The sequence below is a fragment of the Bacteroides sp. GD17 genome, assembly GCF_038448625.1.
Lineage (GTDB): Bacteria > Bacteroidota > Bacteroidia > Bacteroidales > Bacteroidaceae > Bacteroides.
In genome coordinates, this window is record NZ_JBCEZS010000001.1 from 921,819 (window position 1) to 937,482 (window position 15,664).

The window sequence follows — 15,664 nt, forward strand, 5'->3', positions numbered from 1 at the left end:
TGGATTGGTTATGCCTTTTTCTCAAATGATAAGCCTGCATTCTTTAGCATTTTAATGACATTTGTGTCATCTCCCGAAAAATAGATTTTCAGTTTTCGGCGATAGCCCAGTTGGAAACTAACCTCAATGATAGAAGCATTTTCTCCTACCGTTTTTATTTGGGCTTGAATTGGCTGTTTTGTTCTCAATAATTGTTTGAGAATTTCAGTTTTGAATTCCGTACCTTTTTCTATCGGGCGGTTCGTGGGGTCATAGGCTTTCAATTTCTCATATTTCCCACATGTGGCATACATTATTGTATTCAAAAGTGCATGGTCAACTCCAAGGTCGTAACTTACGGGGTCTTGACCAGGATTCACTATTGAGACTTTCAATCCTAACATTCCATCAATGTTCTTGATTGTCAATTCTACCAATGAAGAATGGGGTAATAAGTCCTTTTTGATTTTTTTTACCTTTTCACTGCTTACATTGAAAGAAGCAACTTCACTTGTATTGATAGTATCAAAAAAGTCTATATCATTCATTTCATTTGAATCTTTACTATTAGTATCATTTATTATTTCGTCTAAAGCTTCCATTTCTCTTTTCATATTAGTATCATTATTAGTTGATTCATTACTTGGAGTTTTTACTTCTCCGTTATTTCTCTCCATTGCGTTTGGGGTCGCCACCTTTTCATTTTCAGCATTCATAGCTTCAAGTTTTGAATTGTTATTTACTTCGTTAGCACTCTCGACTGTTTGAACGTTATTTTTTGTTCCCATCTTTGTGTAATTTTTAATATTAAAAAAAATGTTTATTTCGTCAATCGGTAACTACTAAAGCTATGCGCATCTTGCTTGTTTGTTCCCTCATTCTGAAAGCAAAGGTATGGCAAAAGCATACCCACACAAAGCATTTTAATCAATCCCCATGTGGGTAGAAAACATGGCGGTTGGTAGTACGCAAAAAAAATGCGTACCAGAAAGTATGACCTTTCCAGTACGCATTTTAGCTATGGTTTTATGTAAACTCTATGACTGTACCATATAGTTATTAGCTATAACAGAGGGGAATTGCTCTTTGCTGTATTTTCTTAGCAAGTTGGATAACATTCTGTTTTTGTTGCCCTCTGAATCGTATTCTTCATTATATCTCTTGCCATCATATCCCACTGTATAGATAAGCCTTGAAACGAACATCCATTTGTCTTTAGATACCTTTACCTTTTTATTGGGTATGGTGGTAGCCTTTCTTCTTTCAATGAAGAACAGAAACATATCTGTAAACTTCCACTTCTTGTAGGATATATCAAGACTGGATTTTTCTTCAAAGCTGATTGATAAGTCATTTTTAATAAAGTCTTCTAAACCAATGTCTTTTAACCGATTAATCATAGTTTCTTTGTCTCCATGTACTATATCGCTGTATGTCTTAACGAAATATTGCAAAGCTGCTTGAATGACTTTGATTGTGTCCTCTCTTTCTGTCACATAGCTTTTTCTATTGTTCTTCTTTAGAGTAATGCTTGTAGCTTCTAATAGGTTGACATGGAAATAACTAAAATCTTCAAGTACGGACTTGTTTAATGCCGGTGCATTTGTGCCAATATCCTCTATAAAGTCATATATAAACAGAAGTAGATACCAGAACTTGCTAATGTCTAACTTATACGCTTCAATGGTATTCTGCAAATCTTCATTAGCCAGAAACTTCTCTTTGAAAGAATCGTCTAACTTTCTGTAGCTCGTCTCTCTATACTTTTCCAGAGAGCCTTTGAATGCTCTCATTTCTTTGGCTCTCTCGTATCTTTCTTCAACGGATAAGTTTCTTTCTGCATATCTGTTAGCGAATATGGCAGGTGCGGAGGACATATCTTCATAATCGGGCAGGAAGTGATTAGCGACTTCCCACACGTATTCTAAGAGTGGTTCATCAAGGCATTTGTAACTTTCATACCAAGCCACTTTTAAATCGGGTAGTTCTTCTATTTGGTGCAGTTCTTCTTTTGACATAGTACGTTGTTATTAGTTATACTGCAAAATAAAAGAAAAGTCTGCAATCTTTTCAGACTACAGACTGTTTTCTTTCATTAAAGAAGATTCTTCATTGCTTCATCCACTTGTTCATTATCAAAGCTATCAAGATAGATTTGAGTTATTCGTTCTGAACTGTGCCCCAAGCTCTCACTAATAATAGAGGTACTGACACCGGAACGCTTCAACACTGTTGCGTATGAATGCCGGGCAACGTAGGTTGTTAATGGTGCTTTTAAACCAATAGCATCACCAATATGTCTTAAACATAGATTAATTTTCTTAGAACTCTTTCGTACCCTGTAATGTTTCTGTAGTTCAGTCTTATGAATGTTTTCATTTAGAATGGGGAATAGATATTTGCTTGCGGGATTATCGTATTTATTCAAAATTTCAATAGCAAGAGGATGAAGCCAAAAGTTTATCTTCTTACCAGTTTTATGTCTTTCATAAAAAACTCGATTGTCTTCAATATTGCTTTTTTCCAAATGAACAATATCAATGAAATTTATTCCGCAACCTAAATAGCTAAATAAGAATATATCTTTGCTTAACTGTAATAGACTGCTGTGATAAGTTGTGATTGTCTTTACGTCAAAATGAATTAATTTCTGAATATCTACTTTTGTAATAGCTCTCTTTTTAGTCGTTTCTTTTAATCGGCTTACTTTAAATTCATCAAAGGGGTAATATCCCTTTTTAACTATTTGTTCTTCAATAGCCTTATTAAAGACGACCCGTAATGCTCTGAATCTTACTCCTAATGTATTTTCAGAGTTACCTTTGCTTCGCATCCAAGCTTCGTATTTCTTTAGCCAGTTGACATCTATCTCAGAGAATAGGATATTCATTGTCCCATTGAAGCTTTTCAAGGAGTTTAATGCAAATCGTATGGAGTTAGCATTTCCTATGCGATTTTCTTTTATCAATCCATTAATAATTTCCAAGAAAAGCTCTTCAACTGTTTTCTTTTTTGGTGGTTTGTTGACTGATTCGAGCAACTTACTTGCTGAGAAAACTTTATCCACTGATTGAAACTCTAATATCTGTTTGCGATATTCAGTACTCTTTTGTTCAATGATGTTTTGGATTAGTTCTTTATTAGGGCAGTTCCTTTTCGGCTGGTTTTTCTCAAAATCCCAATGTTCTGCTTTTACCGATACCCCAATACTTTGATATTTCTTCTTCCCATCTTTGCAGATGCGGATAACTAACGGATGCTCGCCATTTGCAAGCGTTTTTGATTTGTAACACAAGATGCTAACCATGATTTTCGGTTTAACTCTTGGTTTAACTTTGGCTCTTAAAAAGTGAGTTTTTACCTACTAAAAATAAAAAAGACAACCAAGAGTGGAAGCCTCCTAATTGCCTAATTTACAAGTCTTTCGACTTAGTAGCGGGACCCGGGATTGAACCGGGGACCTCATGATTATGAATCATGCGCTCTAACCAGCTGAGCTATCCCGCCATCGTTTCTCGATTGCGGGTGCAAAGATAGTGCTTTTATTTAAATTGCCAAAACTTTTGTGGAGATTTTCTGATGTATTTTTTACTGAAGAGATATAATCGCCAGTATTGGCTCCTTTTTTATGAATGCTTTGCTGCACATTACCAATATGTTACGTGTTATACGCGGTGTATCTCTGAATAAATTTAATGAATTATTTTCTGTAATTAGAAAAAAGTATTTATCTTGCCGCCGCAATAAAAGCAAAATAGACTATGGAAAGAAAGAAAGTACATTTGGAATACCTCTTGAATGCGACTTCTAAAAGTATTCTTTGGGCGGCGATAAGTACTCCTACCGGTTTGGAGGGCTGGTTTGCAGACAGGGTACAGTCAGATGATAAAATTGTGACCTTCTTTTGGGGAAAGACGGAAAAACGGGATGCGGAGATTATTGCCGTACGGGCTTATTCCTTTATTCGTTTCCGCTGGCTGGATGATGAAAACGAACGTGAATACTTTGAATTAAAGATGACAAATAATGAGCTGACAAACGATTTTGTGTTGGAGATTACGGACTTTGCCGATGTGGATGAAGTAGCTGATATGCGCGAATTATGGGAATCGCAAGTAGATACTTTGCGTAGAACGTGTGGTTTTTAGTTAACTTTCGATTAAAAATTTCCCGTACTCCCTTTTTTATGCTACTTTTGTGTCTTCATTGCATGAATCAAGTAAAATGCTGCGCATAAAAAAGTTAGATATATTTATTCTGAAGAGCTTTTGCATGCTCTTTATGGGTACCTTCTTCATCTGCCTCTTCATCTTCATGATGCAGTTTCTGTGGAGGTATGTAGACGAGTTGGTCGGAAAAGGACTGGAGATGACTGTTCTTGCACAGTTCTTTTTCTATTCGGCACTAACGTTGGTACCTGCTTCTTTGCCGCTGGCTATTCTGCTGGCTGCCCTTATTACCTTCGGTAACTTCGGAGAACGTTTTGAACTGCTTGCTATGAAGGCGGCGGGTATCTCTCTGTTGAAAATCATGCGTCCACTGATTATTTTCATTTGCTTTATCTGTTGCGTTTCCTTTTACTTCCAAAATGTCATAGGTCCAAAGGCACAAACCAAATTGTGGACGTTATTGATTTCCATGAAGCAGAAGTCGCCCGAAGTGGATATCCCGGAAGGTGTGTTCTACGACGAAATAGATGGCTATAATCTTTATGTCAAGCATAAGAACCGCAAGACGGGAGTATTATACGACGTATTGATTTATAATTTTGAGAAGGGTTTTGAGAATGCCCGAATTATCAAGGCCGATTCGGGCCGATTGGAGATGACGGCGGATAAGCAACATCTATATCTGCACTTGTTCAGCGGTGAACAGTTCGAGAACCTGAAATCGCAGAACATGAATCAAAGGAATGTGCCCTATCAGCGTGAGACTTTCCGCGAGAAACATGCTATTATCGAGTTCAATTCGGACTTTAATATGGTGGATGCCGGTATCATGAGTAATCAGTCCAACAGTAAGGATATGAAGATGTTGCAGGCAGATATCGATTCCATGCAGGTGAGAAACGACAGTGTTGGACGGGCTTACTACGATGAGGCAATGTCAGGTATCTATAAAGTGACGGCCACCATGACAAAAGAAGATACTTTGAAAGTGGAGAAAGCCCATTTCGGCGAATACAATGTAGACAGCCTTTTTAATGTTGCCACACTGCTACAGAAGCAGAAGATTATATCTACAGCCGTCAGTCGTGCAGAGACTGCGGGAAGCGATTGGAGTTTCAAGAGTTACAACATCGCGCAGACTGAGAGCAGCCTCCGGCGCCATATGACTTCCTGGCACGAGAAGCTGACACTTTCGCTGGCATGCCTTATCTTTTTCTTTATCGGCGCACCGCTTGGAGGTATTATCCGCAAGGGTGGGTTAGGTATGCCGGTAGTGGTATCGGTGCTGATTTTCATTATTTACTATATTATAAACAATACGGGCTATAAGATGGCCCGTGATGGAAAATGGATTGTCTGGATGGGTATGTGGACCAGTACTGCCGTGCTGGCACCTTTGGGTGCATTCCTCACCTATAAATCGAACAATGACTCTGTGGTGCTGAATGCCGATGCCTATATAAATTGGTTCAAGAAGATTGTGGGCATTCGTAATGTGCGCCATCTGTTCCGTAAGGAGGTTATTATCCACGATCCCGACTATGCACGTCTTCCGCAAGAGTTGCAAGCTTTGTCGGCCGACTGTCGTGCATATGCCGATAAGAAAGCGCTGAACCGTGCTCCCAATTATTTCAAGTTATGGATGGTCGATGCTCAGGATAAAGAAATAGAAGAAATCAATGAGCGTTTGGAAGAGCTGGTAGACAAAATGTCGAATACAAGGTCCGTTACTTTGCTTACTGTATTGAACAATTATCCCATAATCCCTGTCTATGCCCATACGCGTCCGTTCCGGAACTATTGGCTGAATTTGCTTTGTGGAGTTGTTTTCCCGGTAGGTTTGTTCTTTTACTTCCGCATTTGGGCGTTCCGTATTCGTCTGAACAAAGATATGGAGCGGATTATCAAAACAAATGAGGACGTGATTAGAATTATAGAAAATAATCAGAATAAATAAAAACAGAATACAATATGGAAAAAGTAAAACTGAATACAATAGAAGAAGCCATTGAGGACTTCAAAGCCGGTAACTTTGTGATTGTGGTAGATGACGAAGACCGTGAAAATGAGGGCGACCTGATTATTGCCGCTGAAAAGATTACTCCCGAGAAGGTGAATTTTATGTTGAAGCATGCCCGCGGTGTGCTTTGTGCTCCGATCACCGTTTCGCGTTGCAAAGAACTGGACCTGCCCCATCAAGTATCGGATAACACTTCCGTACTGGGCACTCCTTTTACAGTCACCATTGATAAATTGGAAGGATGTACTACGGGAGTCTCTGCCGCCGACCGTGCCGCCACTATTCAGGCGCTGGCCGATCCGGCTTCTACTCCGGCTACTTTCGGCCGTCCCGGACATATCAATCCTTTGTATGCTCAGGAGAAAGGTGTGTTGCGTCGTGCCGGACATACCGAAGCAACTATCGATATGGCACGCCTGGCAGGACTTTATCCTGCGGGAGCACTTATGGAAATCATGAACGAAGATGGTACGATGGCACGTTTGCCCGAACTGCGTAAGATGGCGGATGAATTCAACCTGAAGTTGATTTCTATTCGTGACATGATAGCCTATCGCTTGAAGCAGGAATCCATTGTAGAGAAAGGGGTAGAAGTAGATATGCCTACTGATCACGGACATTTTCGGCTGATTCCTTTCCGCCAAAAGTCAAACGGACTGGAGCACGTAGCCTTGTTCAAAGGAACGTGGGAACTGGATGAACCGATTCTGGTTCGTGTGCACTCTTCTTGTGTTACGGGAGATATCTTTGGTTCCAAGCGTTGTGACTGTGGAGAACAGCTACACAAGGCAATGGAAATGATAGAAAAAGCCGGTAAGGGTGCGGTTGTTTACTTGAACCAGGAAGGACGTGGCATCGGCTTGATGGAAAAGATGAAAGCCTATAAGTTGCAGGAAGATGGTATGGACACTGTGGACGCTAACCTTTGCCTGGGACACTTGGCAGATGAACGCGATTACGGAGTAGGTGCAGAAATCCTTCGCGAAATAGGGGTACATAAGATGCGTCTGCTGACTAATAATCCCGTGAAACGTGTAGGTTTGGAAGCCTATGGATTGGAGATTACAGAGAATGTACCTATCGAGACAACTCCGAATCCGTATAACGAGCGCTACCTCCTTACGAAGAAGGAACGTATGGGACATACGCTTCATTTTAATAAGTAACTGTCTTTTTGTTTTCTTATTTCAAAGAATTTCGCTTATTTTGCAACCAGATTTGCATAACAACCATTAAATAGTAACAAAATGAACCAATTATCAGATCGTTTAAACAGCTTGTCGCCCTCTGCGACGCTGGCTATGTCTCAAAAGAGCGCAGAGCTGAAGGCTCAAGGCGTAGACGTAATTAACCTGAGTGTGGGAGAGCCTGATTTCAATACTCCCGATCACATTAAAGAGGCTGCGAAAAAGGCGATAGACGACAACTTCTCTCGCTACTCTCCAGTTCCGGGGTATCCGGCTTTGCGTAATGCAATCGTAGAGAAATTGAAAAAAGAAAACGGTCTGGAATATACCGCCGCACAAATCTCTTGTGCCAATGGTGCCAAACAATCGGTTTGCAATACCATCTTGGTATTGGTAAATCCGGGCGATGAGGTCATTGTTCCTGCACCTTACTGGGTGAGCTATCCGGAAATGGTGAAGTTGGCAGAAGGTAAGCCGGTTATTGTAACTGCCGGTATCGACCAGGACTTCAAGATTACACCTGCACAGCTGGAAGCTGCCATCACTCCGAAAACCAAAGCTTTGATTCTCTGCTCACCGTCCAATCCGACGGGTTCTGTATACAGTAAGGAAGAATTGGCAGGACTGGCAGCAGTTTTGGCTAAGCATCCGCAGGTGGTTGTCATAGCAGATGAAATCTATGAGCATATCAATTATATCGGAAAGCACCAGAGTATCGCACAGTTCCCCGAAATGAAAGAGCGTACGGTCATTGTAAACGGTGTTTCTAAAGCGTATGCCATGACTGGCTGGCGTATCGGTTTCATTGCCGGGCCAGAATGGATTGTTAAGGCTTGCAACAAGCTGCAAGGTCAATATACTTCCGGACCTTGTTCCGTATCTCAAAAGGCTGCTGAAGCTGCCTATACCGGAACACAAGCGCCGGTAGAAGAAATGCGCAAGGCCTTTGAGCGTCGTCGTGATCTGATTGTGAAGTTGGCAAAAGAAGTTCCGGGTTTCGAAGTAAATGTACCGGAAGGTGCTTTCTACTTGTTCCCCAAATGTGACTCATTCTTTGGTAAGTCAGCCGGTGACCGTAAGATCAACGACTCAGACGATTTGGCTATGTACTTGTTGGAAGTGGCTCACGTGGCATGTGTGGGTGGTGCTTCATTCGGTGCACCTGAGTGTATCCGCATGAGTTACGCTACAAGCGACGAGAACATCGTAGAGGCTATCCGTCGTATCAAGGAAGCATTGGCTAAACTTAATTAATAGAATGTATTGCAAGAAGTTAATTACTTGTATCACATTTAATTAACTTCTTGCAGATACGATATTAATAGATTGTTTACACGATATTAACTTTATATTCAATAAAAATAAAAGGCTCGGTTTCTTAGAAACCGAGCCTTTGTTTTTCCTTAAAGGGATTGTATTATTCTCCCGGATGAATTGCTTCAGAAGGACATACATCTGCACAAGTTCCACACTCAGTGCAAGTCTCAGGGTCGATAGAATAGATATCGCCTTCAGAGATAGCGCCTACCGGACACTCGTCAATGCAAGTACCGCAAGCAATACAATCGTCACTAATTACGTAAGCCATTTTCTTTTAGATTTAAATTATTATTAGTACTAATTCGTTCGGCAAAAATAGCAGTTTTCTTTATTACTTGCTATCAATCTTAATTAAAAACTTATAATTTGTATGATGTCTAAATAAGGATAGCTTGCTTTCAGGAAAGTGTGGGATATGTGAAAGTGATTATGCCTACTCCTCCTTCTTCTGAATTTTCCATTTGGTAGCTTCCTCCGAAGTGTTCGAAGAATAGTTGGTTGATTTTTTGGCGTACCAATACTTTCTGAGATGCGAACTTAGGATCAACCATCGGACTGTTTTCTATCCGACAGGTTATCATCTGTTTCTCAGGTTGGTAGAGTATTGTCATCTTAACTTCGCGTGGCTTTTTGCATTCATCCGGATAGAGCAACATGGTCGAAACGACTTGCGTCAGTCGATTAACGTCTGTATGAATGCGTGCATCACCGGTTTCTGCTTGCAGTTGTAGGTGGATGACTCCTTCGCTGCGCATTTGTACCATACAGCTAAGGTCACTGTACCACTCTTCTACATTGCAATCCTGCAATTGGAATTTCATCATTTTAGCTTCCAGGCGTGAGAGGTCCAGCACATCATTCACCAGCTGGATCAGCTCATTGGAATTAGCCTGAATAATGCCGGAATATTCATTTCTTTCTTTTTCGTCCAACTCTGTATCTGTAGAGAGCAATTGGGAGAAGCCGACTACGTTGTTCAGCGGGATGCGGATATTATAGCTCATGTTGGCAAGGAAGCGGCTCTTCACTTCATTGGCTTCTTCGGCTATGACGGCCAGTTTGCGCATTTCCCTTTCGTCTTGTTGCAAGCGTTTCCGGCTTCTGTATGTATGCAGGTTGAAGAGCAACAAGGCTATGATAATGATGATGGATATCAGCAGGCATATACGATGGAAAGTTGTCTGTCGCTGTTCTTTTTGGATAATCAGCTTGTCCATATTGTACAATGTCTGTATCTGCTCTATCTGTGCGGCAGAGAAAGCTGTGTACAAGGAATCTTTGGCCTTGGTTATCTGTTTGTAGAGAGGCAGCGCATCGTCCGGTCGTCCCATTCTTACCAGTATATCGGCTTTTTGAAGTCCATAGACCAATGCATCATCCGGCGAGATAGGTTCTACAAGTTGGATAGCATCGTCTAAATAAGCCAGAGCCTTTTCATATTCTTTTGTCAGTTGGTAATATTCGGCATAAGTAACCAGACGTATTAATTGGTAGGGGATAAATGAAGCAGGAGTCAGATATTCTTCTGATTTTTGCAGATACTCCCATGCTTTTTCAGGCTGCTGGGCACGGGTATAATAGGTGGCATATTGCAGGTCTATGAGTAGATACAGGTTAATGTATCCGTTTGTAGATGCAGCAGCATATTCTTTTAGCAGGCTGTCTTTAGCCTTTTCCAGTTCTTTAAGATTGTGGAGCAGGTTGTCATTGTCCCGTAGATATGAATAGGCCAGAACGGCTTTGGTTAACAGATCGACTCGGGTAATGGGAAGAGCATTAGCATCGAGCAGGTCGAAAGCTTTGTTCAGGAATGTGAGTCCTTCTTTATAACGCAATGTATTGAAGTATCCGGTCATCAGGCAGAGACATGCTTCGCGCATACCGTCTCGGTTGTTTAGTCTTTCGGCTTTGTCGTACATATCCTGTGCCTCTTTGAGAGCCAATTCAATCCTTTGGTTCATCATATAGAACTCTATTATCATCTTTTTCCCTCTGAAATAGTGGGTATAAAAGTTGTTCTCTTCTGCCAGCCGCTGGAGCTTGTACATCCATTGTTCCGTATGCTTCTCGTCCAACTGGTTGTAGTAATAGACGACATGTGCATAAGTAGCTGCACTTTGATAACGTATGTTTTTCTGCGCGATAGCTTCGTTCAGCAACTTGTTTTCATAATAGATAAAGGTGGGCGACAACTGGTCGAGCAGTGCAAGCTGGTATAATACTTCCAAGCGTGTGGTGTCCGGCGGCGAGGCCAGATAGACACGCAATAAGCTGTCTTTAACTTGCGATTGCCTTTTTTCTGCATGTACGACTGCGGGCAGCAACAGGCAAACAGTCAAGAGGGTAAAGAGTAGATACTTCATTTGGCTGCCTCCTTTCCTGTGGATTGATTGATGGGGTGCGTAAAGCAGAAGCGGGACCCTCCGGTATAATCCGGATCAATCCATATCTTGCCACCAATATGTTCTATGATAAGTTGGCATATAGAGAGACCTAAACCACTTCCCTGTGCGTTCTCGTTCAGTTTCTCAAAGCGTTGGAAAATACTTCCTTGTTTCTCCCGGGGGATGCCGCAGCCGGTATCTGTTACGGAGAACAGTATTGTATCATCGTTTTCTTTCTTAAGTTCCAAGGCAATAGAACCTTGCGGGGTAAACTTGGTCGCATTAATCAGCAGGTTGATCAGGACTTGTTGCAGGCGTGAGTCATCGGTTTCTATGATCATCTCATCCAGTTCGGTAGAAAACGAAAGTTCCGCTTGTGTCTGTTTCACCTTATTTACGGTATCTATTACATTCTGGCAGATGCTAACTGCGTCATGCTTGCCGATGCTGAACTGTAACTTACCGAATTCAAGGCTTGACAGGTCAATCACATCATTGATCAACTTCAGCAATAGTTCGGAGTTTTGTTGGATCACGTCATTACATTGACGGCGGGTTTCTTCATCCAGTCCTTCTTCGGTGAGTAAGGAAGAGAAACCGGACAGTGCGTTCAGCGGAGTGCGTATTTCGTGGCTCATATTCGAGAGAAATATACTTTTAGCACGCATGGCATTTTCTGCATTGACTCTCGAAGTTGCCAGCTTTTGGGTAGATAGCTTTACTTTTTCCCGTTGCTTTCTGAGCAATATGGCAAGTAAAAAGAACAGTGCCAGCAGAATCAAACTTCCTACCAATATACTGGTGATAATCTTGCTGTATTCTTCATTACTGGCCACTTCCATCTTGTCGATTTGGTATTTGGCTTTTATAGTACTTATCTGGCGGATGTAATTTTGCGATGCAAGCGTATCCAATGGCGGATATAGCTCCTGATAGATGCGGCAGGCTTCCATAGACATCCCTTGTATTTTGCAGAGGTAGATTTTTTCCAAGGAAGTCCACCGGTAGTAAGTGGAACGTTTATTGTTGGCGTATTCATCTTGCAGTTTAGAGTAAATTTTCAAGGCTTTGTTCCAGTATTGTTTGTCCCAGTTACCCATAGCGCGGTAATAAGCTGCTGTGGTATATTCCAAATGAAAACGATAGAATTTCTCGGGGTGGAGTTGGCAGATGGAGTCCATCTTGTGCAGCCAGGCAGCTGCTTCATCCAAATAACTTTGTGCAAGGTGCCCATGCGAAATTGCAAAGTTGGTCTTTTCAATGTAGAAAAAGAATTCGGTAGAGTAATCGGGAGTTTGCTGTAAAATGGATTCCAGTTTTTCCAACACTTCCTGGGCTTCTTCCAAGTGCCCTTTCCGTTGCAAGACGTTGGACATCTTTAGCATAAGACGTGTCCTGTATGGATGTTGAGCCGAAATTCGGAGCAATTCGTTGAGAGCATCGTTGTAAGACTCCAATGCTTTATCAGTCATGTTGGCAATCGTGTTATAGGCATCTCCGATGGCTTGGTTGGAAACCACCATGCCGAATGGGTAATTGGTGGCTTTGGCTTCCTCGTACATCAGTTGCGCCCGGTTCGTAGCCAAACTGATGTCACCACGTAAAGTGTAAGCATTTGCTAATTGTAGTTGTAGCAGGAAATATATTTCTTTGTCCTTCTCCAGTTTCAAGGTAGGGAGGAGTTGCTCACTCCAAGAAATAACACTATCTACCGATGTGGTGTCATCGTAGAGGACTTGTCTCTCAACGAAGGATTGTAAAATCCTCTGTTTTTCCTTGTTCGTGACTGCATATGCCGGAAAGACAGCCGAAAGCAGGAATTGCCCTATAAATGTCAATATGATTGCCCTCGTTTTCAAATAATTGTTTGTCTCTTTTGATTATTATTGGCAAAAATAAACATTAATAATAAAATAAAAAATTAAATACTACGATTTTTTATCCCTATTATTCAATTTGTTACGCAGTTCTGTCTAATATTGCGTTAGGTTAATATAGCTCTAGTCCGAACTCTTCTTTCAATTGTAGCAATGCATCGTTCTTTTGTGCCATCATCTGGAACTTTTCAACGCGTCCGTAAGCACGTACTTTCTCGGCGGGGGCGCTGATACGGACGGTCATGGTTACTTTTCGGTTTTTCAGGCGAACGCGCAGATACTCCTGCAAGGCAGGTATCATGTTGGTAAATTCCTTGGCAACGATTTCATTGTCTACCACTGCCTCGAAAGTTGTAGCATTTAGCAAAGTAACGCGCATATTCTGCATGCGTTTGGCAATGGCTACTTGTTCTTTGGGCATGCGTCCGGCATATTCCTGCCAGTAGTAGTTTACGTCTCTTTCGTTGAAGACGTAATCTTCTTCCGGTTGGGTGATTTGCTGGCGGGTGGTTACGGTATTGGCGGCGGTTTTCTGTTCTTCTTCTACGTGCGGACGTTTTATGGATACACCCAGTCCGGATATCTTCATGACTGGAATTTTCTTTTCTTCTTTTCCTTGTGCCTTCAGTACGGCGTCAGGAGTGGCATGAAGGGTGGTAGCTTGCGTTGCAGAGGTAGTTGCCGGTTGCGGTTGATGCATGGCAGGGGCGGCTTGCGGCTGCTGAGCGGCGGCAGGCTGCGTAAATATGGGTTTGATAGCTTGTTTAGGGCTACGCCCATTGGAGACATCGTCCCCCTCGGCAGTGAGTTGGGTTACTTGTATCAGAGTGAGCTCTACCAGCAGGCGTTTGTTCTTGCTGGCGCGATAATTCAGGTCGCAGTCGTTGCAGAGCTTCATGGCCCGATACAGGAAAGGCAGAGGACACTTTTGTGCTTGTGCCCGGTAGCGTTCGCGAATGGTGGCACCTACTTGAAGCAATGGCAAGGTTGCGGGATCCTTACTCACCAGCAGATCGCGCAGGTGGGAAGAAAGTCCGGTGATGAAATGGCTACCGTCGAAACCTTTGTTCAGTACATCGTTCAGCAGCAGTAGAGCGTCACTAACCTTGTTCTCAAGGAAGAAGTCGGTCAGTTTGAAGTAATATTCGTAGTCCAGTACGTTGAGGTTTTCAATCACACTTTTGTAGGTGATGTTTCCGCCGGTGAAACTGACTACTTGGTCGAAGATAGACAAAGCGTCACGCATACCACCATCAGCTTTCAGGGCAATGACGTTCAGTGCTTCCGGTTCGGCAGTGATACCTTCCTTGGAGGCGACATAAGCCAGATGTGCCACGGTGTCTTCCACGCCGATGCGGCTGAAGTCGTATATCTGGCAACGGGAGAGGATGGTGGGCAATATCTTATGCTTCTCGGTGGTGGCCAGAATAAAGATGGCATGCCGCGGCGGCTCTTCCAGCGTTTTAAGGAAAGCGTTGAAGGCAGAGGCGGACAACATGTGTACCTCGTCAATGATATATACCTTATATTTACCTATCTGTGGCGGAATGCGCACTTGCTCTACTAACTGGCGGATATCGTCTACCGAGTTGTTGGAGGCGGCATCCAGTTCGTGGATGTTGTACGAGCGTTGTTCGTTGAAGGCTGTGCACGATTCGCACTGGTTGCACGCTTCGCCGTCTGCAGTAGGGCTCATGCAGTTGATGGTTTTGGCAAAGATACGGGCACAAGTAGTTTTTCCTACTCCGCGCGGACCGCAGAAAAGGTAGGCATGTGCCAGTTTTCCGGTGGCGATGGCATTTTTCAAGGTAGTGGTCAGAGCACGTTGCCCCACCACTGACTCGAAGGTCGAAGGACGGTATTTTCGTGCAGATACGATATAATTTTCCATATTCGGGGTATTCTTATTGTGCAAATGTACGCAAAAAAAAGAAATTTCTCAGTTATTCGTCTTATCTTTGTGCTCAAAGAAACTTATCCCCGATGACGGGGCAGGCTTTCTGATTTTAGATTTCTAATTTTAAATTTATTCGTTTCCTTATGGACAAACTCGCTTCCCTTTGGTCTTTTGTCCGCAGGCATAAGTATCTGATAACGCTTGCGGTGTTTGCGGTGATTGTTGGCTTTCTGGACGAAAACAGCATTGTGCGTCGCTTGGGCTATACCCGTGAAGAGAGTCGTTTGCACGAAGAGATTGAGAAGTACCGTAAGGAATATGAAGAGAATACCGAACGCCTCAATGAACTGGCGGTTGATTCCGGTGCCATCGAGCGGATTGCCCGTGAAAAGTATCTGATGAAGAAGCCTAATGAGGATATTTACGTATTTGAAGGAGACATTGAAGAATGAAACAACTGATACCCGCACTTTTCACAGTAGGCGCTGTGATGCTTTTGGCAGGCGCTGCCGTTTTTATTACCGGTTGGCCGCTTGCACCTTATATATATACTATCGGTGCAACGATGGTTGCCTTGGCGCAGATCAACTCTCCGGCTAAAAGAAAAACTCCCAATATCAAGCGCTTGCGTCGTCAGCAGATATTTGCTGCATTGTTGTTGGTACTTACAGGCGCCTTCATGCTCTTCACGCACGGTAATGAATGGATTGTTTCATTGACGATAGCTGCTGTGCTCGAACTGTACACCTCGGTACGTATTCCGCAGGAGGAAGCTAAGGAAGAATAGTATATAATCTTCTTTAAACTTCCTCGTATTCTTTCCTTTATATA

The 15,664-nt window shown here is 42.5% G+C and carries 13 protein-coding genes and 1 tRNA gene; 6 read left to right on the plus strand and 8 right to left on the minus strand.

The annotated features are described in order from the left end of the window. Positions 1-8 precede the first annotated feature (8 nt). The 4 genes from AAE250_RS03125 to AAE250_RS03140 form a co-directional block, all read right to left on the minus strand. Entirely contained in the window at positions 9-767 is a 759-nt protein-coding gene (locus AAE250_RS03125) for a hypothetical protein (protein ID WP_342288693.1), read from the minus strand. A 249-nt stretch (positions 768-1,016) separates the two neighbouring features. After that, positions 1,017-1,997, minus strand: a complete 981-nt coding sequence (locus AAE250_RS03130; protein ID WP_342288694.1) for a hypothetical protein — start codon at positions 1,995-1,997, stop codon at positions 1,017-1,019. 77 nt (positions 1,998-2,074) lie between these two features. Continuing rightward, positions 2,075-3,286, minus strand: coding sequence for a site-specific integrase (locus AAE250_RS03135; protein ID WP_342288695.1), 1,212 nt, complete (start codon positions 3,284-3,286; stop codon positions 2,075-2,077). 126 nt (positions 3,287-3,412) lie between these two features. Further along, positions 3,413-3,486 (minus strand) — tRNA-Met (locus AAE250_RS03140). Between the two features lie 254 nt (positions 3,487-3,740). Here AAE250_RS03140 and AAE250_RS03145 point away from each other — a divergent pair. The 4 genes from AAE250_RS03145 (at position 3,741) to AAE250_RS03160 (ending at position 8,609) form a co-directional block, all read left to right on the plus strand. Beyond that, a complete protein-coding gene (locus AAE250_RS03145) occupies positions 3,741-4,127 on the plus strand; it encodes an START-like domain-containing protein (RefSeq protein ID WP_342288696.1) in 387 nt (128 codons plus the stop codon). A gap of 76 nt (positions 4,128-4,203) precedes the next feature. Beyond that, the gene (locus tag AAE250_RS03150) at positions 4,204-6,105 is read left to right on the plus strand and encodes an LptF/LptG family permease (RefSeq protein WP_342288697.1); all 1,902 of its coding nucleotides are present in this window, start codon (positions 4,204-4,206) and stop codon (positions 6,103-6,105) included. 14 nt (positions 6,106-6,119) lie between these two features. Continuing rightward, positions 6,120-7,334 carry a bifunctional 3,4-dihydroxy-2-butanone-4-phosphate synthase/GTP cyclohydrolase II gene (locus AAE250_RS03155; RefSeq protein WP_342288698.1) on the plus strand — a complete coding sequence of 405 codons (1,215 nt, stop codon included), beginning with the start codon at positions 6,120-6,122 and terminating at the stop codon, positions 7,332-7,334. An 81-nt stretch (positions 7,335-7,415) separates the two neighbouring features. Then, entirely contained in the window at positions 7,416-8,609 is a 1,194-nt protein-coding gene (locus tag AAE250_RS03160; protein ID WP_342288699.1) for a pyridoxal phosphate-dependent aminotransferase, read from the plus strand. 163 nt (positions 8,610-8,772) lie between these two features. Here the strand turns inward: AAE250_RS03160 and AAE250_RS03165 are convergent, their stop codons facing one another. The 4 genes from AAE250_RS03165 to AAE250_RS03180 form a co-directional block, all read right to left on the minus strand. Continuing rightward, entirely contained in the window at positions 8,773-8,943 is a 171-nt protein-coding gene (locus AAE250_RS03165) for a DUF362 domain-containing protein (RefSeq protein WP_004292360.1), read from the minus strand. A 130-nt stretch (positions 8,944-9,073) separates the two neighbouring features. Then, positions 9,074-11,038: a histidine kinase dimerization/phospho-acceptor domain-containing protein gene (locus tag AAE250_RS03170; protein WP_342288700.1), complete on the minus strand. Its 1,965-nt coding sequence runs from the start codon at positions 11,036-11,038 to the stop codon at positions 9,074-9,076. Then, on the minus strand, positions 11,035-12,918 hold the full coding sequence (locus AAE250_RS03175; protein ID WP_342288701.1) for a tetratricopeptide repeat-containing sensor histidine kinase: 1,884 nt from the start codon (positions 12,916-12,918) through the stop codon (positions 11,035-11,037). Before AAE250_RS03175 ends, AAE250_RS03170 begins: the two co-directional genes overlap by 4 nt. 130 nt (positions 12,919-13,048) lie before the next feature. Next, positions 13,049-14,827, minus strand: a complete 1,779-nt coding sequence (locus tag AAE250_RS03180) for a DNA polymerase III subunit gamma/tau (RefSeq protein WP_342288702.1) — start codon at positions 14,825-14,827, stop codon at positions 13,049-13,051. Between the two features lie 149 nt (positions 14,828-14,976). Here AAE250_RS03180 and AAE250_RS03185 point away from each other — a divergent pair, with 149 nt between their 5' ends. Both AAE250_RS03185 and AAE250_RS03190 read left to right on the plus strand, forming a co-directional pair. After that, positions 14,977-15,285: an FtsB family cell division protein gene (locus AAE250_RS03185; RefSeq protein ID WP_342288703.1), complete on the plus strand. Its 309-nt coding sequence runs from the start codon at positions 14,977-14,979 to the stop codon at positions 15,283-15,285. Continuing rightward, a complete protein-coding gene (locus AAE250_RS03190) occupies positions 15,282-15,620 on the plus strand; it encodes a hypothetical protein (RefSeq protein WP_342288704.1) in 339 nt (112 codons plus the stop codon). Before AAE250_RS03185 ends, AAE250_RS03190 begins: the two co-directional genes overlap by 4 nt. Positions 15,621-15,664: the final 44 nt, after the last annotated feature.